The organism is Gammaproteobacteria bacterium, assembly GCA_033344735.1.
Classification (GTDB): domain Bacteria; phylum Pseudomonadota; class Gammaproteobacteria; order UBA4575; family UBA4575; genus UBA1858.
In genome coordinates, this window is the sequence record JAWPMW010000001.1 from 1,405,603 (window position 1) to 1,424,355 (window position 18,753).

26 protein-coding genes are annotated in these 18,753 nt (G+C 38.1%); 14 read left to right on the forward strand and 12 right to left on the reverse strand.

Annotation, left to right across the window (positions count from 1 at the left end):
- Positions 1–126 precede the first annotated feature (126 nt).
- Complete coding sequence (locus R8G33_07180; protein ID MDW3095435.1) at positions 127–414, forward strand: hypothetical protein; 288 nt, start codon at positions 127–129, stop codon at positions 412–414.
- A gap of 48 nt (positions 415–462) precedes the next feature.
- On the opposite strand, the gene R8G33_07185 is transcribed toward R8G33_07180, so the two are convergent.
- The 4 genes from R8G33_07185 to R8G33_07200 form a co-directional block, all read right to left on the reverse strand.
- Complete coding sequence (locus tag R8G33_07185; protein MDW3095436.1) at positions 463–1,671, reverse strand: hypothetical protein; 1,209 nt, start codon at positions 1,669–1,671, stop codon at positions 463–465.
- A gap of 115 nt (positions 1,672–1,786) precedes the next feature.
- On the reverse strand, positions 1,787–2,302 hold the full coding sequence (locus R8G33_07190; protein MDW3095437.1) for a DUF4124 domain-containing protein: 516 nt from the start codon (positions 2,300–2,302) through the stop codon (positions 1,787–1,789).
- Positions 2,289–2,822 carry a transcription elongation factor GreB gene (gene greB, locus R8G33_07195; protein ID MDW3095438.1) on the reverse strand — a complete coding sequence of 178 codons (534 nt, stop codon included), beginning with the start codon at positions 2,820–2,822 and terminating at the stop codon, positions 2,289–2,291. Before greB ends, R8G33_07190 begins: the two co-directional genes overlap by 14 nt.
- Positions 2,823–2,830: 8 nt before the next feature.
- The gene (locus R8G33_07200; protein ID MDW3095439.1) at positions 2,831–3,052 is read right to left on the reverse strand and encodes a hypothetical protein; all 222 of its coding nucleotides are present in this window, start codon (positions 3,050–3,052) and stop codon (positions 2,831–2,833) included.
- A gap of 62 nt (positions 3,053–3,114) precedes the next feature.
- On the opposite strand from R8G33_07200, the gene R8G33_07205 reads away from it, so the two are divergent.
- The gene (locus tag R8G33_07205) at positions 3,115–3,462 is read left to right on the forward strand and encodes a hypothetical protein (protein ID MDW3095440.1); all 348 of its coding nucleotides are present in this window, start codon (positions 3,115–3,117) and stop codon (positions 3,460–3,462) included.
- Here R8G33_07205 and R8G33_07210 read toward each other — a convergent pair.
- Positions 3,459–4,130 carry a methyltransferase domain-containing protein gene (locus tag R8G33_07210; GenBank protein MDW3095441.1) on the reverse strand — a complete coding sequence of 224 codons (672 nt, stop codon included), beginning with the start codon at positions 4,128–4,130 and terminating at the stop codon, positions 3,459–3,461. The two genes, R8G33_07205 and R8G33_07210, sit on opposite strands and share 4 nt — an antisense overlap.
- Positions 4,131–4,150: 20 nt before the next feature.
- Between R8G33_07210 and R8G33_07215 the strand changes: the two genes are divergently transcribed.
- Positions 4,151–6,217 (forward strand): S9 family peptidase, encoded by a 2,067-nt coding sequence (locus R8G33_07215; protein MDW3095442.1) that lies wholly within the window; start codon positions 4,151–4,153, stop codon positions 6,215–6,217.
- 229 nt (positions 6,218–6,446) lie between these two features.
- Positions 6,447–6,662 carry a hypothetical protein gene (locus R8G33_07220; GenBank protein ID MDW3095443.1) on the forward strand — a complete coding sequence of 72 codons (216 nt, stop codon included), beginning with the start codon at positions 6,447–6,449 and terminating at the stop codon, positions 6,660–6,662.
- Between the two features lie 5 nt (positions 6,663–6,667).
- On the opposite strand, the gene pdxH is transcribed toward R8G33_07220, so the two are convergent.
- Positions 6,668–7,321, reverse strand: a complete 654-nt coding sequence (gene pdxH, locus R8G33_07225) for a pyridoxamine 5'-phosphate oxidase (GenBank protein MDW3095444.1) — start codon at positions 7,319–7,321, stop codon at positions 6,668–6,670.
- 20 nt (positions 7,322–7,341) lie between these two features.
- Here pdxH and R8G33_07230 point away from each other — a divergent pair, with 20 nt between their 5' ends.
- Complete coding sequence (locus tag R8G33_07230) at positions 7,342–7,563, forward strand: DUF2835 domain-containing protein (GenBank protein ID MDW3095445.1); 222 nt, start codon at positions 7,342–7,344, stop codon at positions 7,561–7,563.
- Between the two features lie 34 nt (positions 7,564–7,597).
- On the opposite strand, the gene R8G33_07235 is transcribed toward R8G33_07230, so the two are convergent.
- From R8G33_07235 to R8G33_07245, 3 genes are read right to left on the reverse strand one after another with little or no spacing between them, the layout of a single operon-like run.
- Positions 7,598–7,969: a DUF393 domain-containing protein gene (locus R8G33_07235; GenBank protein ID MDW3095446.1), complete on the reverse strand. Its 372-nt coding sequence runs from the start codon at positions 7,967–7,969 to the stop codon at positions 7,598–7,600.
- A 17-nt stretch (positions 7,970–7,986) separates the two neighbouring features.
- Complete coding sequence (locus tag R8G33_07240) at positions 7,987–8,997, reverse strand: ATP-binding protein (GenBank protein ID MDW3095447.1); 1,011 nt, start codon at positions 8,995–8,997, stop codon at positions 7,987–7,989.
- The gene (locus tag R8G33_07245; protein ID MDW3095448.1) at positions 8,966–9,643 is read right to left on the reverse strand and encodes a response regulator transcription factor; all 678 of its coding nucleotides are present in this window, start codon (positions 9,641–9,643) and stop codon (positions 8,966–8,968) included. Before R8G33_07245 ends, R8G33_07240 begins: the two co-directional genes overlap by 32 nt.
- Positions 9,644–9,814: 171 nt before the next feature.
- Here R8G33_07245 and R8G33_07250 point away from each other — a divergent pair, with 171 nt between their 5' ends.
- The 8 genes from R8G33_07250 to R8G33_07285 are packed head-to-tail and all read left to right on the forward strand — an operon-like array spanning position 9,815 to position 15,955.
- On the forward strand, positions 9,815–10,369 hold the full coding sequence (locus tag R8G33_07250; GenBank protein ID MDW3095449.1) for a chalcone isomerase family protein: 555 nt from the start codon (positions 9,815–9,817) through the stop codon (positions 10,367–10,369).
- Positions 10,356–10,907, forward strand: a complete 552-nt coding sequence (locus tag R8G33_07255; protein MDW3095450.1) for a DUF3833 family protein — start codon at positions 10,356–10,358, stop codon at positions 10,905–10,907. The genes R8G33_07250 and R8G33_07255 overlap by 14 nt, the downstream gene beginning before the upstream one ends.
- Entirely contained in the window at positions 10,900–11,325 is a 426-nt protein-coding gene (locus R8G33_07260) for a nuclear transport factor 2 family protein (GenBank protein ID MDW3095451.1), read from the forward strand. The genes R8G33_07255 and R8G33_07260 overlap by 8 nt, the downstream gene beginning before the upstream one ends.
- On the forward strand, positions 11,315–12,094 hold the full coding sequence (locus R8G33_07265) for an SDR family NAD(P)-dependent oxidoreductase (protein ID MDW3095452.1): 780 nt from the start codon (positions 11,315–11,317) through the stop codon (positions 12,092–12,094). The genes R8G33_07260 and R8G33_07265 overlap by 11 nt, the downstream gene beginning before the upstream one ends.
- 2 nt (positions 12,095–12,096) lie before the next feature.
- On the forward strand, positions 12,097–13,383 hold the full coding sequence (locus R8G33_07270; GenBank protein ID MDW3095453.1) for an FAD-dependent oxidoreductase: 1,287 nt from the start codon (positions 12,097–12,099) through the stop codon (positions 13,381–13,383).
- On the forward strand, positions 13,349–14,098 hold the full coding sequence (locus R8G33_07275; protein ID MDW3095454.1) for a DUF1365 domain-containing protein: 750 nt from the start codon (positions 13,349–13,351) through the stop codon (positions 14,096–14,098). The genes R8G33_07270 and R8G33_07275 overlap by 35 nt, the downstream gene beginning before the upstream one ends.
- Positions 14,099–14,106: 8 nt before the next feature.
- The gene (locus R8G33_07280) at positions 14,107–15,375 is read left to right on the forward strand and encodes a cyclopropane-fatty-acyl-phospholipid synthase family protein (GenBank protein ID MDW3095455.1); all 1,269 of its coding nucleotides are present in this window, start codon (positions 14,107–14,109) and stop codon (positions 15,373–15,375) included.
- Between the two features lie 7 nt (positions 15,376–15,382).
- Complete coding sequence (locus R8G33_07285) at positions 15,383–15,955, forward strand: DUF2878 domain-containing protein (GenBank protein MDW3095456.1); 573 nt, start codon at positions 15,383–15,385, stop codon at positions 15,953–15,955.
- Here the strand turns inward: R8G33_07285 and msrA are convergent.
- Genes msrA through R8G33_07300 form a run of 3 tightly spaced genes read right to left on the reverse strand, consistent with a single transcriptional unit; the run spans position 15,945 to position 17,846 of the window.
- Entirely contained in the window at positions 15,945–16,574 is a 630-nt protein-coding gene (gene msrA, locus R8G33_07290) for a peptide-methionine (S)-S-oxide reductase MsrA (GenBank protein MDW3095457.1), read from the reverse strand. The two genes, R8G33_07285 and msrA, sit on opposite strands and share 11 nt — an antisense overlap.
- Positions 16,575–16,577: 3 nt before the next feature.
- Positions 16,578–17,072: a hypothetical protein gene (locus tag R8G33_07295; protein MDW3095458.1), complete on the reverse strand. Its 495-nt coding sequence runs from the start codon at positions 17,070–17,072 to the stop codon at positions 16,578–16,580.
- 6 nt (positions 17,073–17,078) lie between these two features.
- Positions 17,079–17,846 carry a TatD family hydrolase gene (locus R8G33_07300; protein ID MDW3095459.1) on the reverse strand — a complete coding sequence of 256 codons (768 nt, stop codon included), beginning with the start codon at positions 17,844–17,846 and terminating at the stop codon, positions 17,079–17,081.
- A 50-nt stretch (positions 17,847–17,896) separates the two neighbouring features.
- On the opposite strand from R8G33_07300, the gene tcdA reads away from it, so the two are divergent.
- Entirely contained in the window at positions 17,897–18,679 is a 783-nt protein-coding gene (gene tcdA / locus R8G33_07305; GenBank protein MDW3095460.1) for a tRNA cyclic N6-threonylcarbamoyladenosine(37) synthase TcdA, read from the forward strand.
- The last annotated feature ends 74 nt before the right edge of the window (positions 18,680–18,753 follow it).

The following is an 18,753-nucleotide window of genomic DNA, read 5'->3' on the forward strand; positions in this document are numbered from 1 at the left end:
CTTCAAACATTTACTGGTCGCATCGACTTACACTATGGACTAGATAGGTGAAATAGTGAATCACTCCACAAATATATTTTTAACATACTTAAGATATTTTGGTAGAGAATTTTAATAGATTCGGAGATGATTGTAACCAATACTGACTTTATGAGGATGGATACCGGCATGCGTTTAATGGATAATGATCCGATTAGCGACACTCAAAGAGATAGCCGACTTTCGGAAGAAGGAATCAACCAAATGAACAATCCATATATAGGCAAAGAACGACGTTTAGCTGAACGTCGCATAGAGGCCAGTGAAAGGCGTGAATTAGTTCGATTTGAAATTAATAAGGCTCCACGACGCTCTGGCAAAGATCGCCGTAAAGTGAACGGATGGGCTGAGTACAACGAATATAAATTAATGTAGCTAACCGAAGTTTCTTTCCTTTCTCACGCAAAAACCTAGAATAGATAACTAGACTTTGTGTATCACTCGGAACACATTCTGTTTAGTTAATTTTTCTTGCCTCAAGTTTTCTTCCACAGCCAATGAATATTGGCTGATTTCCACTGACGGCTCAATCTTACGTGCTGCAATTGCAGAATGATATGATACTTCCCCAATCTCTGTCATCATGGCTTCTAAATTAGTAATGCCAATTTTATCAGTAGCCATATCTTCATGAACAATCAACACACCATTTACAGATAAATGCTTCCAAGCATCATGTAATAACTGTTTATACTGTTTGTCACTAACTCTTGAATACAGGCCACTTATTACAACCACATTATGTGCGCCATCGAAAGAAATATTATCTATGCTCGAATAGTCCATTTGATGTTGATCTTGAGTGTGTGCAGAAAAATAGCGATAAATACTATTAGCTAAGCTAGTATCGTAATCGCCAATATGCCAGCTATGTGCTTTATGGACCTTTACTAATGATGACAAAATTACGTCGTTAGAGAGCATCCCATAATCAGTCCCCACATGCAGCATTTCGCTGTCCTGATTCTTACCCACATAATCAGCAATAATTTTTTCAGTTACTGCACTAGTTGAGTACTCATCCCAGATCATTTTACATAGAGGTATAAACGTTTGCTTTAGATGCTTGCTTATATCACTAGCACTATTCTCTGTTTGGATACTTGCTAATAACAAATTACTACGTTCTTTAAAAAACCACTCGATACTACTTGGCATGGGCGCCGGCCATTTTCTGCCTACACGTATAGACATAACACCATCATTTTCGGCAGTTATATTACTAAACCCTGTCCAACGTGCACGACTGAGGAATATATTCTCTAAAAAACTACGCGACCAAAAATCTTTCTCAGCCGCCTGGCCTTCTGGATATACTGGAACAATAATTGAGCCACCAGGCTTGAGGTGCTTGAGCAGCTCCAATATGAAAGACGCACCCCAATGATTAGCAAACAAAGACACACTGATGCCTATATAAATTCTATCTAATGCGTCCGGCAAAACCGGATAGAAAAAATTTCCTACTTCTCCGTCATCAAAATCCATCTCAATATGTTGACTAAAGGGGGTCATACTATAAATAGACCTATCGGGACGTACCTGGTTATTTTTATCGCGCTCACCAGAAAAATAGTATTCGAGATCTTCTTTTATATATTCTTCACCGAGATGTAAAACGATCTGACTCATGCAGCGCATCCTGAATTGTGTAATTGTACAAATGAGAGGCAGCGTACATTAGCAAAAACCGTGGGCGAACTAAACCCACTGTTGTATGAAGTATAGAAGTTTATATCACTATCAATTATCGAGTTGCTGAAAATACAGCGCCAGAGCGGTTCACTTTAACTTTTTGAGAGATTCCAGAACGAGGCTTATCTAAATATGGTTTTTGGGACCGATGTTTTGGACGATACCCATTATAGTGCTTATTGTAGTGATACGAGTTATAGCGCGGATAATATACTGGCAAATAATAGCGACCCTCTGGCTCATGAGCTTGTACATAAATTATCTCAGGCACCTGTTGCTTAACTTCTTTCTCTTTCAAAGCCTGCTGTTTTTCAGCACGCTGTTGGGCACGCCTTTCTTGCAAGCGCTTCAATTGATTTTGAATTGAATAGTAGTCATCTTGAGAGTTAGACACTTGATAATCTTCTGTGAATTCAAACGTAGCATGATCAATATCCTGACTAGGCAATGTCTCTGAATAATGCGTTACACCTTGAGCATCAACCCATTTATATAGCTGTTGCGCCTGCGTCTCTATAGCAAGCATGCACAACACAACCATCAAAATTGCAATTTCATTCAGTTTCATTATCTACACTCTCTGTAGGGCTTAATGCATACCTAATAGACATTATACAGAAGACCTGAGTTCCATTGGGCAAGATTACAGAGACCTCATCATCTATGCGTTTTTTCATTAGAGCGCGTGCAAGCGGAGAGTCCATACTGATATATTCAGGAGAATCATCAAACTCATCAGGCCCAACAATGCGATATTCTGACTGTTCTCCCTGCTCATCTTGAAGCGTCACCCATGCGCCAAAATAGATACAGCCTGTATCACTAGGCACAGTATTAACCACAGTGATATCACCTAATCGTTTTTGCAAATATCGCACACGGTAATCAATTTCGCGCAATTGTTTTTTGCCATAAATATATTCTGCATTCTCTGAACGATCGCCTTGTGCTGCAGCTTCCTGAACTGAACGGGTGACCTTGGGACGTTTAACCGTCCACAAATAATCGTACTCTTTCTGCAATCGGTCTTTACCTTCTGCAGTAATATATTTTGATTTAGGCGCTGCTGGTGGACGATATCGACCCATAAGATGTATTACTCGTATTTAATCCAACCATTGATATCCTCAGGCGCATCGTGCTCATCTAGCTGATCCCAAATCACATAACCTGTATGTTTATTATAGACGGAGCGTGCAGCTTCTTCAGGAGATTCAAATGTTAACGTTGGCATTCCATCCACCCACAAATCCCACAAACCATGAGGTTCTTGATGTATCTCAAATTTAGCAACATCTGTATCTAGTTTGTATTCCATTGTTAGCACTTTCGTGAGAGTTTAGTATCTAATTAATATGCGGGTATAAGAGGAAATATACAATGAGCAAAGCAAAATTTGTTTTTCACGGTTTATTTCCAGATATTGTTGATACCAGCGGCACACCCAAAGAAATTGCTAAAATACTATTCGACGTTGAATTTAATCAGCAATTTCATTCTCACCTAATGGCAGATATTGAACTCATTAAAGAAGAGGGTGAATTTGAAGTACGCAGCGAACTTCCATTCACATGCAAAGATTTTTCTACTGCTGCAGTCCAATATTATCAATATGCCTTAGGCCCTCAATCAGCACAAATTAGCCACAGTGGGCCCAAAGGTGCAAGCATTGCAACTAACAATGTAATTCGAGCACAGTGGCATACAGAACTAGAAGCAGAAAATTAACAATATGAAATCAAACATCTGACTTCATATAGTTGGTGCTCACTTTGCAAGTATTTTCTTTCAAACGGTGTAAATGCGACATCAACATCCAACTCTAATTGCTTCATCTCAATATCACCTAAACCACTCAGTTGCAATGCTTTCACAAACTCATGGGCATAAACATTCCAGTTAGTACGCATTATCATCAAACCACCTAAAGATAACAGTACCGGGAAAATTGGATGGCCATGCCAGCGACGCTGCAAGTGACCAGGCTTTGGCCATGGATTTGGGTAAAATAAATAATGCCTTTCAATGTTCCAGCATGCCTGTTTAATTAAGCGCCATAAATGAACGCAGTCAATTTGCACAAATAATAAATTGTCTGGCTGTTCTCCATTTGCATGACGTCGTTGTAGACGTTCATTCGACTTATCAGCAGCAATCACTTTATGCTGAGGAAATTTTTTTGCTAAGCGGTAACTACTCTCACCAGTTCCACAACCACTATCCAATATTACTTTATCTGACAGTACAAATTCATTGGCAATATCAAATGCATTTATTGCATGCTTAGGTATAGAATCCTGATACAAAGAATTTTGATACTTCATAATCAACTTGGCCAGATTTTTATGTGGCGAAGTTTGACTACTAACTATCAACGGCGATTTAGCAATACTCATAACTTGACACTATAAATTAAATGAAAGCACCTATTGCAAAAAAGATATCTCACATAGTTACCATGCACGGCGACTCAAGAAACGACCCATATGCTTGGTTGCGCGACCCCAATTGGCAACAAGTCATGCGTGACCCTTCTTTATTACGAGGAGATATACGCGACTATCTAGAGCAAGAGAATGCATTCACAAAGGACTGGATGCAAGACACCGAACAATTACAAGATTCTTTATTCGAGGAGATGAAAGCCCGCATTAAAGAAGACGACTCATCCGTCCCCAGCAAAGATGGTATTTATCATTATTATTATCGTTACACTGTCGGCGCAGAACACTCTTTATATTGTCGTTACAAAACTCCTGGCAAAGAAGAAATCATACTAGATGCGGATACTCTTTCTAAAAAATATGATTATTTTGATATCGGTGAATGTGAACACAGCCCAAACCACCGCTTTCTGGCTTACTGCATTGACATTAAAGGCTCAGAGTTTTACACGCTTTATATCTTAGACCTAGAAACAGGCAAATACTTAAAAGAGACAATTGAAAACATTCAAGGTGACTTTGTCTGGGCGATGGATAGCGAAACTCTTTTCTACACCACACTAGACTCCAATCATCGCCCAGACAAAGTGTTTCGCCACACTATAAACACATCTACCCAACAAGATAAATTGGTGTACGAAGAAAAAGACCCAGGTTTCTTTGTTGGTTTAGACCGCACCGAGTCAAATCGTTTTATCTTAATCTCCGCACACGACCATACAACTAGCGAAACTCATTATCTAGACGCATACAAACCCAAACAAGCATGCAAATTATTTCAAGAACGTTTCTCCAATATTGAATATTCCATTACTGACCATAGCGACACTTGGTACATCACTACTAATGCAGATAATTGTATTGATTACAAAATAATGTGCTCACCATTGAATAAAACACAGCGCGAACACTGGCAAGATTATTATTTACCGGCAGAAGGTACATTATTAAAAGATATATATATGTTCAAAGAATACTTGGTGCGATACGAACGCCGCCAAGGATTACCAAAAATTATTGTCGCGCCCTTAGATTCTAATTCAGGAGAATACGCTATTGAATTTGACGAAGAAGCTTATGAATTAGGTATAGATCCAGGGCTAGAATTTGATACCACGACTGTACGTTTTTCATATACATCAATGACAACACCTAGTCAGATATATGATTTCGACATGCAGCATCGCACACGCGAATTACGCAAACAGCAAGAAGTACCCTCAGGACACAACCCCAAAGACTATGTCACTAAACGTATTTTTGCATGTGCACAAGATGGAACAAACATCCCTATTTCATTACTTGTTAAAAAAGATACACCCATTGATGGCAGCGCACCATTAGTGCTTTACGGTTACGGCTCTTATGGCAGCAGCATGCCTGCAAGTTTTTCAACGACAAGATTAAGTTTAGTAAGCCGTGGCTACGTCTACGCTATTGCACATATTCGTGGCGGCATGGAATTAGGGTATTCTTGGTACACTGATGGCAAGCTTAAAAACAAGAAAAATACTTTCACTGATTTTATTGCCGCAGGACAATATCTAGCAGAAAGTAAGTACACGTCCAAAGGGAATATCACTGTACACGGAGGCTCAGCTGGAGGCATGCTAATTGGCGCGGCAATTAATCTCCAGCCTGATTTATTTCATTCTGCGATTGCAGACGTCCCTTTTGTAGACGTACTTAATACTATGTGCGATGACACATTACCTTTAACTCCACCAGAATGGCCTGAATGGGGAAACCCTATTACCCAGGCTGACGATTACAATTACATTAAAAGTTATTCACCTTATGACAATGTCCAAGCCCAGCAATACCCACATCTATTAATCACTGCAGGTCTCACAGATCCACGTGTAACCTACTGGGAACCTGCTAAATGGATAGCAAAATTACGTGAGCATAAATCCGATAATAATGTGGTTTTATTGAAAACCAATATGGATGCGGGACATGCTGGCGCATCCGGTAGATTTGATAGCCTCAAAGAGGTCGCACTGATGTATGCCTTTGTTTTAAAACTGCGCAAATAACTGATTTTGTGTACTTTCAGTAGTAAAAAAGCTACATAAGCACAGAAAAATACATTAACCTATTGTTTTATATAGATTTTACAAAATTGCATCATTTTTGGACAATACGCGCTATTTGAGAAATTTATACTAGACAAGAGCGGTTAGATGTCTAAAATGACCAATCTTTTTTAGCGAACCCTAATATAATTATATTTCGCAGAAGTCCAAGGAACGAAAGGGAATCTCAATGACGAATGAAAACCTCATCAAGCGTGATGAAGACACAGGCTATATCATCGCCTGGAAGCATAAGTACGACTTTCAAACTGGCAAGTTCGATGAGCAAATGACATATGGCGAAGCATGTAAAAAATGTGAAGAGCTAATCGCCGGTGACGCAGAAAAAACATTCTGGCCAGAAAAAGTTAAGCCCTCACCTGAGTGGCATATCCTATACAGTTAATCTTCTTACGGAGACAGTCTTTCTATTGTCCAGTCTCCGTTAGCTCTCCTAATATATTTTAATCGGTCGTGTAATCGACTTGGTCTACCTTGCCAGAATTCAATCGCTGTTGGCACCACTCGATAGCCTCCCCAAAACCCAGGTCTGGGAATAACAACCAGGTCTTGATACTTTTGCTCTACTTTATCTACCTGATCACGTAATTCTTTATAAGTATTCATAACGCTACTTTGTTTTGAAGCAATGGCACCGATCTGACTCCCGCGAGGGCGAGAATTAAAGTAGTCATCACTTTCCTGCTCACTCACTTTCTCTACTTTTCCTTCTACCCGTACTTGCCGCTCTAACGCACCCCACCAAAAACACAAAGCAACTTGGGGATATTCAGCCATATCTTGCGCTTTTCGACTATCGTAATTGGTATAAAAAACAAATCCTTGCTCATCAACACTTTTAAGCAGAACCATCCTCGAGGACAAGCCCTCATGTATAGAATAAGTGGATAAATTCATGGCCGTTGGCTCTGGCATATCAGTATTTATCGCTTGATCCAGCCATTGCTTAAATTGCTCAATTGGATTTTCATTAAGCTCTGACATAACTAACTTTCCTACTTTATAATCTTTTCTTTTACTAAAAATTTTCTCTTTATTATCCACAAGGTTTCTCAAGCTATCACATGGGCTCTATAACGGTTACTTTAGCAATTAACACACAAGAATTTGCGCGATTATATCGAGGCCAAGCGCGTGATGTTATTTGCACTTCAAAAGATGGTCGCACAGTTCAATTTCCCGCAAATGCACTTAGACAATTTTTAACCCATGATGGAATCTATGGTGAATTTGAAATATTTTTCACTAAAGATAACAAGCTAGCTAAAGTTGAAAAATTAAAATGAGCAAATAATCGTCTAGTCTTAGCGTTAAAGATTATCATTTATTGATGTTACACACCCGGTTTTTCTTATATCTCCACTCTGCAAAGTACTTATAGAAATAATCCAATACTGAGACCAATTTAAATTTAGTTACAATAAAGCCAAGCACTCTATAATATTTTAGCGAATTCCAAATTAGCGCAAACGCCGCCGCACCTGAAACAATTGTTCCATTACTATGCACAGCATGTATTCTTTTTAACAATGTTTCTCTGCTGAACCCGTAGTGCTGGATATCATCCCATGATGAATCTATCCCCATCCAAGTAATATCGTGAACTGACTGCACTTTCTTATAATGTTCAATTTCAGCATCACACAGTGGGCATGTATCATCATAGAAAACAATATGCGAATTACCACTCATTTTTAATCATCCTTAATTTACAAATTCAATGTCACGCGTAGACCAGAATTTTTTTCCACCAATTCAATACTCGCGTTATGCAATTTCAATACAGCATTTACCAGACTCAAACCCAAGCCTACGCCCAGCTGAGAATGTTGACTTGGATCTCGGTAAAAGCGCTCAAATACCTTATCTCTAGATTCTAGAGGTATTCCAGGGCCATTATCATCGATGTGTACTTTACACCCAAATTCGTCCTGTACCATCTCAATATTAATTTCACCTCCTTCAGGAGTGAATTTAATTGCGTTATCTAACAGATTTGCTATTACTTGAAACATAAGATCTCTATCGCCAGTGTAAGACACATGCAATGTTTTAGTCGTTATGAACTGATTTTTCTCTTGTGCAAGCGGATCGTACAACCCAACCGCATCTTCAATCAACGCCTGCAAATCAAAGGCAACAAACTTAAGCGTTTGCCTGCCTGACTCAATACTAGAAAGACTAAGCAAGGAATTAAATGTTTTAAGTAATCCATCGACTTCATTTACAAGCTCTTCGTCGTTTTGATGATCCAGTTTATTCCTCAAACGAGCTAAAGGTGTGCGCAAATCGTGAGCTATAGTATCTGTTATGTGCTGAACACCCGTCATTAAATTTTCAATCTTATCCAGCATGCTATTTAATACCTGTGATAGAAAACTTAGATCATCCCATCGTGAATCCACCTTTAATCGCTTTGTCAAATCGCCAGTCGATATAATTTCATCTGCTGTATCTGCAATACGGTTAATACGAGTTACGACAAAAATACTAATAAGATAACCAGCTATTACTAAAAGCAACAATGGCAAAACACCTGCAATAACTAACATCACTATAAGACTGTTAGAATTTTCGCTATTGGGCTGAGAATAGTAATACAACGCAACACTCAAACACACGACTGAAAACAGCATCAACAGCAAGAAGAAATTAGCTGCTTTAAAACTAGAACTTCTCTTATACTCTCTAGCAGTCTTCAATGATGTACCCTGAACCACGTCTGGTTTTAATTAAATATTGCGGATCATCTTTATCAATCTTTTGCCTCAGCCGACTAACATGAACATCAATAACATTTGTTTGCGGATCGAAATGATAATCCCATACATACTCAAGCAACATAGTACGTGTAACAATTTGACCTTTATTACGCAACAAATATTCTAACAATCTAAACTCAGTTGCCTGCAAGGCTATCTCCTTTTTGCCTCGTCGCGCTTCTCGTTTAAGTAAATTTAATTCTACATCACGCGCATGCAGGACTGTTTCAGACTCTGTGGAATTGTTATTTCTTCGATATAGCGCTTCTATTCGCGCACTCAACTCTGAAAAAGCAAAAGGTTTAACCAAATAATCATCGCCACCAGAACGCAACCCTTTTACTCGGTCATCCACTTCACCCAAAGCACTAAAAATCAGTATCGGTGTTAAATTACCAGCACCACGCAATGTTTTAATAATGGTCAGACCATCTACTTCTGGCAGCATACGATCAATCAGGATGACATCATATTGCTCGGTTGTGGCGAGAAAGAGTCCGTCTTTACCATTCATACACACATCAACAACGTGACTATCTTCAGCTAAACCCTTTTGCAAGTAATCAAGCAATTCTTGATCATCTTCGACACATAAAATTCGCATATCAATAAATCATCTTATAACAAACACTTAGTCTCTTCGATATTCATCATAATACTTTATAGAGTTACATTGCCCCATCAATGAAACATTAAATATATTTAATGTTTTGTTCACGCGCTGATCATCCACCCTGTGACAGTATGTTGGCAGATTCATACAAAGTGCCTAGATATGGAAAATTTCATTTTATTGTTAATCGCTTGCATTATGTTTTTTGCTAGCAATAGCTTTGCAGAGAATAACAATACCATCATGCTGCCTGATGTAGTTTCAAGCAAGTGGCATAACACTGAAAAAGTCGGTGAGGCCAAATTTAAGAAGTTTGGGCTACATATCTATGACGCATCATACTGGTCACTCAGAAACAAGGATTCAGCGGGAAATGCATCTAGCGCAACGGCATTGTCGATTGCTTATGCAAAAAATATTAGAGCTAGACGTTTGCTGTCCAGTACATACAAAGAATGGCAGCGCCTTGGATTTGCAGAAGAGCATCCGTTAGATGCATGGTTAGAATTATTAGAAGAAATATGGCCCGATGTTAATAAAGGTGATTTTATAGTATTTGTGAACCATAGCGATGGTAGTAACGCATTTTATTCCGATAGTAAATTTCTTGGCAGTGTAGATGACCCAGAATTTGGTACAGCATTCTTAGACATATGGCTAAACATTAATGCCAAATATAAAAAACATAGAGAGGAGCTACTAGGTGAAAACGATTAATTTCACGTTACTTTTATTAGCAATTGTTGTCAGCTTCACCTTATCAGCTTGTAGCGCAACACTTAAAGATTATCAAAATACAGATCCAGAATTTGATTTGCAGGAGTTCTTCACAGGAGAATTGAAAGGATGGGGCTTAATTAAAGACTGGCAAGGGAAAGTGACTCAAAGGTTCAGCGTAGAACTTGATGGCAAGTGGCAAGATAACAAAGGTACGCTTTATGAACTATTTAAATACTCCGACGGCAGAACGCAAGAACGTCTATGGAGGTTAGAAACCCTTAAAGACGGAACAAGTGTTGGCACAGCAAATGATGTCATAGGAGAGGCTAGAGGCCAGCAATCCGGGTTTACATTTAACTGGTCTTACCAACTGTTAATAGACACAGCAGATGGGCCAATTGAAGTCAGATTGGATGATTGGATTTATCAAATAGATAGTGATGCCCTAGTCAGTGAAGCACAAATTAAAAAATTTGGCATCAATGTTGGTGAAGTTTTAGTGTTTATTGTTAAACAGGATCAAAATAATGGATAACACCCTGATCACAAACTTTGTTGAAAACATTAACTCGATATCCAGCGTTAATGTCAGTGAGATTTTAGAAAAAATCTATACTGATGAAATTGAATTTATTGATCCAGTAAAAGATATTCGCGGGATAGGCGAATTAACTAGTTACTTTTCAAGCTTGTACAAAAGTGTTGACCATTGCCATTTCACTATTAAAGATTACATTTCCAACGACAATCAACATTCGCTCGAATGGGAAATGAAGTTAAAACATCGAAGGTTAGCTAAAAACAAAGAAATTTCTTTACATGGCGCTTCATTTATTCGCTTTGAAGACAACAAGGTTTGTTATCACCGCGATTACTATGATCTTGGCGCATTGATTTACGAAAGAATTCCTATCTTGGGCTCAGCGGTAAGAACGGTGCGCAATGCTTTCTGAAAAATTAAATGATTATTTTGACGACAAGGTAGTTTGGCTGACTGGAGCATCATCAGGTATTGGCCGCGCACTTACTATTGCTCTCTCTGAAATTGACTGCGAGATATTCATTTCGTCACGCTCACGCATTGAGCTAGAAAAGACAAAAGAGTTATGCGCCAAGCAAGAAAATATTCATATTTTAGAAGGCGACTTAAGCAACAAAGAGTCTAATCAAGCAATCTGCAAACAAATTAAAAACCAATGTGACAACCTAGATATTGCCATTTTAAATGCTGGCACTTGCGAGTACGTAGATATTGATCAATTTGATAGCGCACTTTTTCGACGTTTAATTGACAATAATTATATGAGTATGATTTATGGAATTGAGGCCAGCCTCCCCTTACTCAAAAATTCCAAACATGCTCATTTAGTCGGCATGAGCAGCACTGCAGCATACCTGGGATTACCAAGATCAGAAGCCTATGGCGCAAGCAAAGCTGCTATTCGCAATTTATTTAGAGCATTGAAAGTCAGCCTGGCAACATATGATATTGATGTATCAGTGATATGCCCTGGATTTGTTAAGACAGAGCTAACGGATAAAAATGATTTCCCTATGCCCTGCTTAATCAGCTCACAGCAAGCCTCAAAAGAAATTCTCAATGGCATTGCAAACAATAAACATGAAATACATTTTCCAAAAAGATTTAGTTACGCGTTAAAAGCTATTTCTTTATTGCCAGACTTTATTCAATTCCGAATTATTAACAAGATCATAGAATAATAATGAAAATCGCAATCATAGGCGCAGGTATCTCTGGATTGACCGCAGCCCATCACTTAAATAGCAACCACGATATTACCGTGTTAGAAAAAAATAATTATGTCGGCGGCCATTCAAATACCATTGATGTCAATGAGGGTAACAAAAGTGTTGCTATAGATACTGGATTCATTGTCCTAAATAATTGGACTTATCCAAATTTCGAAAATTTATTAGATACCTTAGATGTTGAACTTCATAACTCTGAAATGAGTTTCTCCGCCAAATGTGAACATAGTAAATTTGAATGGTGCGGAAAAGGAATTCAAGGATTAGCTCTAAATAGGAATAATTGGTATCGCATTAAGTCCTATCAAATACTATTTGATTTTCTACGATTCAATAAGCTTGCGAAAAAATATGTTTCTCAAAATAACTTACAGCACACACTAGGAGAATTTCTAGCCCTAAATAATTTTAGTAAATCTTTTAAAAATTACTACATTTTACCAATGGGTGCTGCAATATGGTCCTCTTCAACCGAAGACATTTATGATTATCCAGCGCAAAGCTTCTTAACATTTTTTAACAATCATGGCCTACTCAATATAAAAGATAGACCGCAGTGGAAAACAATTGTTGGCGGCTCGAGACAGTATGTTAATAAATTGATTCAGCCATTCCATAAGAAAATATCACTAAACTCGAAAATTACATACATCAAACGCGACAATGGAAGCATCATTATTCATTATCTACACAAGAATCCTGAGATTTTTGATCATGTGATTTTTGCTTGTCATAGCGATGAGGCACTCGAATTACTTGAAGAACCGACATTAAATGAACAACACACTTTAGAGAAGATCAGATACCAGTATAACGAAGCGGTACTACACACAGATGAATCACTCATGCCAACTAACAGAAAAGCATGGTCCTCATGGAATTACTTATTGCCAGAGCAAGCCACGACTAATTCCAAAGTCACCTATTACATGAATCGTTTGCAGCCACTGCAAACAGAAAAAAATTACTTTGTCACTTTAAATTTAACTGATCGAATAGACCCTGACAAAATCATAAAGAAAATTGCTTATCAACATCCCGTATTTGATGAAAATGCAATACAAGCTCAAAAGAACTTGAGTCTCCTAAATGGCAATCAAAACACTTGGTTTTGTGGTGCTTATTGGAGAAATGGCTTTCATGAAGACGGCGTATGGAGCGCATTAACCACGATTGAACAATTCACTAATGAGGCGTGCAAAGCTGATGACAAACAGTTGCATTTACAAAGGGCGAGTTAATCATTGTCGCTATGAGCCCCGTACTCACAGCTTCACATACTCATTATTCATGATGTATGTAGACTTAGAAGAACTGCCTACTTTATTTAACAACCATTTTGCCTGGTCCAATAACACACCAGCACTAGCATCTTTTTATCGCAAAGATCACCATGGTAATGAATCCACATTACTATCAGATTCAATACGCGCGCTTGTAAAAGAAAAAACTGACGATGATATTGTTGGCCCAATTAGACTACTCACTCACTTTCGCTACTTTGGTTATGTTTTTAATCCAATTAGCCTATATTTTTGCTTTGATGAGAATAATAAAAATGTCACCCATGTAGTTGCTGAAGTAACTAATACACCATGGAAAGAACGACATTGCTATGTACTAACAGGCTATACAGATGGCGATATATTCACTACTCCAGATCATCATAAAGATTTTCATGTCTCACCTTTTATGACAATGGATATTAACTATCGTTGGCACATCCAGATCCCGAACGAGAATCTCAATGTGCGAATAGAAAGCATTAAAGACAAATCAAAATTATTTGACGCATCCATAAATCTTAAAAGACTAGAACTGAATTCAAGCAATTTAACCAAAACTCTTTTAAATTTTCCACTCATGACCTTGAAAGTTGTTAGCGCTATCCACCTTCAAGCGTTCAAACTTTGGCTAAAAGGAATTGATTATGTACCTCATCCAAAAAATAATTAAGTAGAACAATGTCTATTATCCCAAATCAAAATAAACCCATACGAGAAAATTATCGAAGCAATTGGCTAGATGATAATGCTATGTCTATCCTGCTGAAGAAATTAGAAAATATTCAGACGGGATTATTGCAAGTATACGCCAATGGAATGCTATATGAATTTGGCAACACCAATACTAAAAGTGAGATTAACGCAGTAATACGCATTCAAGATAACAGAGTATTCAGAGCAATTCTTACAGGCGGTGAACCAGCAGCAGGTAAAACCTATATTGATGGCTGGTGGACGTCCGACGACTTAATTGAGGTATTACGTATATTCACAATCAACAGAAATGCTTTGTTTGGATTCAAACATGGCATTGCCTCTCTCGCTAAAACTATTAACCGCTTTTCAAACAACATTCTTAGAAATACCTTAAAAGGTTCGAAAAGAAATATTAAAGCTCATTATGATATTGGCAATGACTTATATGAGTTGTTCCTAGATGAAAATATGATGTATTCATCTGCTTATTTTCGCAACGATAGCGAAGATCTCTCTAGCGCATCAAAATACAAGCTCAAATTAATTTGTGAAAAACTAAACTTGCAAGCATCAGACAATGTCATTGAAATTGGCACTGGCTGGGGTGGATTTGCTATATATGCAGCACAAAATTATGGCTGCCATGTGACCACAACAACTATTTCTGACCAACAGTTTGATCATGCCAAGGCCAAAGTTGATTCACTAAATCTATCCGAACGTATTAGTGTCATCAAACAAGACTACCGCGCTTTATCTGGAAGTTACGACAAATTAGTCTCCATAGAAATGATTGAGTCGGTTGGCCATCAATACATAGATGAATATTTCAGTGTATGTAACAAATTACTTAAGCCTTCAGGTGCCATGTTAATTCAGTCTATCACCATGTCTGATTATCTTTTTAAAAATTACGTTAGCTCAACAGATTTTATTAGGAAGTATGTTTTCCCAGGAGGGTGCTTGACAAGCATGAGTTCTATGATGTCATCTATTTCTAAACATACGGATTTAACTCTCTATCATAGTGAGAGCTTTGCATCTAGTTATGCAAAAACACTTAAAATATGGCATCAAAATTTTTATTCGAACAGAGACAAAATTATTGAACTTGGTTACTCGACATCTTTTTTAAGGCTCTGGGAATACTATATGAAATATTGCCAAGCCGGATTCGAAAACAGAATCATTGATGTCCATCATTTAGTGCTAAAGAAACCAAACAATCGTTTTAATCATTTATCGGCTTAATATAATTGTGTTATCCGTTAAAACAGCATTCTTGATTTTTAATTTCCTCGGTTTGCAGGCCACCTGGGCTGCATGTGCATATGGCGCAACACATTCAATACCAAATCTAGGAGTAATAGTTGGCATCTTCTATATTGCTTTGCATATGATGCTGACAAAAACTCGCCGCCAAGACTTACTAATAATACTAGCGGTTAGCCTGATAGGGATAAGCATAGATCATATAAACACTTATCTAGGACTAATGTCATTTTCAAATGAAAATATTGCAACCTTCGTTATCCCATCCTGGCTAATTACTTTATGGGTAGTATTTTCATTAATGCTTCCGCATAGCCTGAATTGGTTAGGCAATAATATGAAGCTTGCGTTCTTGCTTGGCGGGCTTGGTGGCTCAAGCAGCTATTGGCTGGGGCATAAACTTGGCGCTTTAACCCTATCCGAACCTTTACTCTTAAGTATTTTAATTTTGTTCATAGAATGGGCAATCATTTGCCCTGTAGGATTTATACTATTAAAGCAAATAAGGCACAGATTTACAGACAACGAATTAGAGAAATCTCAAACAATTAATAATTAATACCCAAACCACCAAGACCACAGTAGCCTCTTGGATTTTTTGCTAAATACTGCTGATGGAAATCTTCAGCATAATAAAATTCGGATGCCGGCATTATCTCTGTCGTTATAATGCCATAATTGGATTCACCTAATTTAGCCCCATAATGTTTTTTTGAATTTTCAGCCAACACTAACTGATCCTCACTAAAAGTATAAATACCTGAACGATACTGTGTGCCTTTATCATTACCCTGACGCATACCTTGTGTAGGATTATGTGACTCCCAAAATATTGTCAGTAATTTTTCAAAGCTGACCATGTTAGGATCAAACATGACCAACACAACTTCATTGTGGCCAGTTAGGCCAGTACAGACCTCTTCATAAGTTGCATTAGGTGTGAATCCCGCAGAATATCCTACGGCAGTTGAGTAAACACCCTCTTCTTGCCAGAACTTTTTTTCTGCGCCCCAAAAACAGCCCAACCCAAATATAATTTTTTCAATATGGCTCGGGAATGGTGGTTTTATAGGATTATTATTCACAAAATGTAACGGTGAAACTACCATAACAGTAGTTCTACCTGGAAGAGCCTCTTTACGTGTTGGCATGCTTAGTTTGTTATTTAATACACTCATTGCTCACTCAAATAATTGCTTCATAATATTCGACTCTCGCTGAAAAAATCCTTGTGTATGTAGCGAATCTTCCAACTCATAATATTCATAATCTAAATGATGACATAACTCATGCACCAGTGTTCGCAAATATGTTTTAAATGCAACCACCTGCTGTCTTTTAGCCGTACGCATCCATACATAAATTCGCGCCCGTGGACGCGCCTCATCTACTGGCTCATACAAACCATGCAACTCACTCATGTCATCATACGGCCTCCTTTCAAGCACATGCACACGCGCACTCGAAAATTCCAATTGTTGGCATACTGCATCAACTAGATGCTGGCTAGATCTCTCAACAAATTGTAAATTCTCTAATGTTAGCTGATGCTTTAACTCTTCAACTATTTGCTTCAGCTCTAGCAACTTCACCAGCTGAATTAATGGCAAGCCATCACTTTTGATAGCTATTCTTCTTTGTGTTCGCGTAAAACGATTATAGTGTGAATAGGCCATAGCAAATTAAATATTCAAATTTAATACATCACAGGCGTTTATTGAAGTCTGACGTGCTACTTGATTCACGGACATTGACCTTACTTCTGCTAACGACTGTAAACAATGAGGCAAATACTCCGGACTATTCCTTTCACCGCGATGCTGCTCAACAGTCATATCAGGCGAGTCAGTTTCTAATACTATAGAATCAATTGGCAACTCCGCCGCAAGCTTTCTTAGCTTAGAAGATCTCTCATAAGTTAACATTCCCCCAAAACCAAATTTGAAGTGACTAGTTTGATAGCACTCTGCTTGCTTAAGGCTGCCATTAAACGCATGCACGATACCACCTACGATAGGAAATTTCTTAATACATGCCAATACTTCTTCATGCGCTTTACGCACATGAAGGATTACTGGCAAATTAACATCACATGCTAGCTTTAATTGTTGTTCAAAAAACTCTAGTTGTTTGTCTGCTTGTAATGATTTATCTTGAAAATCTAAGCCAATCTCTCCTATCGCAACAGGATTATTAGCCTCCACACAATCACGCAGTTTATTGATATGATCTAATTCATGTTCTTGTATTAACATAGGATGCATACCTAAAGCATAATGCATATCTTGTGATTGATCACAAAGCGATATGAGCGATTCCCATGTTGCCTGCTTAACCCCGGGAACCACAAATCCACTCAAACCATATGCACGAGCACGCTTAAGTACTTCATCACGATCATGCTCGAACGCATCAAAATCAAGATGGCAATGAGTATCAATTATTTTCATAAAAATAAGTTATTGCTCTGAACATAAATTTATTCAATTATAAGCACATCATGAGCAAACAAACTTCCAGACGATTTATTGGAATACAGCGGCTTTATGGCCAACAAGCATACCAAAAAATCTCTACCAGCCATATCTGTGTAATCGGCATTGGCGGTGTAGGTTCGTGGGTAGTGGAATCATTAGCTCGCAGTGGCATACAACAATTAACATTAATAGATTTAGATCATATTTCAGAATCTAATATCAACCGACAAGTACACGCGCTTTCAGAAACATTAGGGCAGTCGAAAGTTATTGCTATGCAAGAACGTGTTAAATCTATTAACCCTGATTGCAGGATTAATTTAATTGACGATCATTTATCTTGCGACAATATCCCTCTACTATTAAACGTTTCTTTCGATTATATTATTGACTGTATAGATCAATTTCGCGTCAAAGCCTCTTTAATCCATTATTGCAGAAGTAACAAAATAAACTTACTAACCATCGGCGGTGCCGGTGGACGAGTAGACCCTTCACGCATAAAGGTCACTGATCTCAGTCGTTCTGAAGGTGATTCATTACTAGCAAAAACCCGCAAGCAGTTACGCACTCAGCATAACTTCCCAAGAAATTTACAAAGACGATTTGATATAGCCTGTATATTTTCTTCCGAACAATTACGCTACCCTACTGACGACAATGAAATCAGTACCAGCAAATCTGAATGCAGTAATATAAGTGGTTTAAATTGTGCTAATGGCTTTGGTTCGTTGACGGCAGTCACCGCTACATTTGGGATGATTGCTTGCGCACACGTCCTGAACAAAATTACCAACCAGCAATGATCTTGCTGGTTAATCGGCCATCTATGCACCTTTAGCAGAGCATTTACAAATATTATTTTACCTTATACGGATAA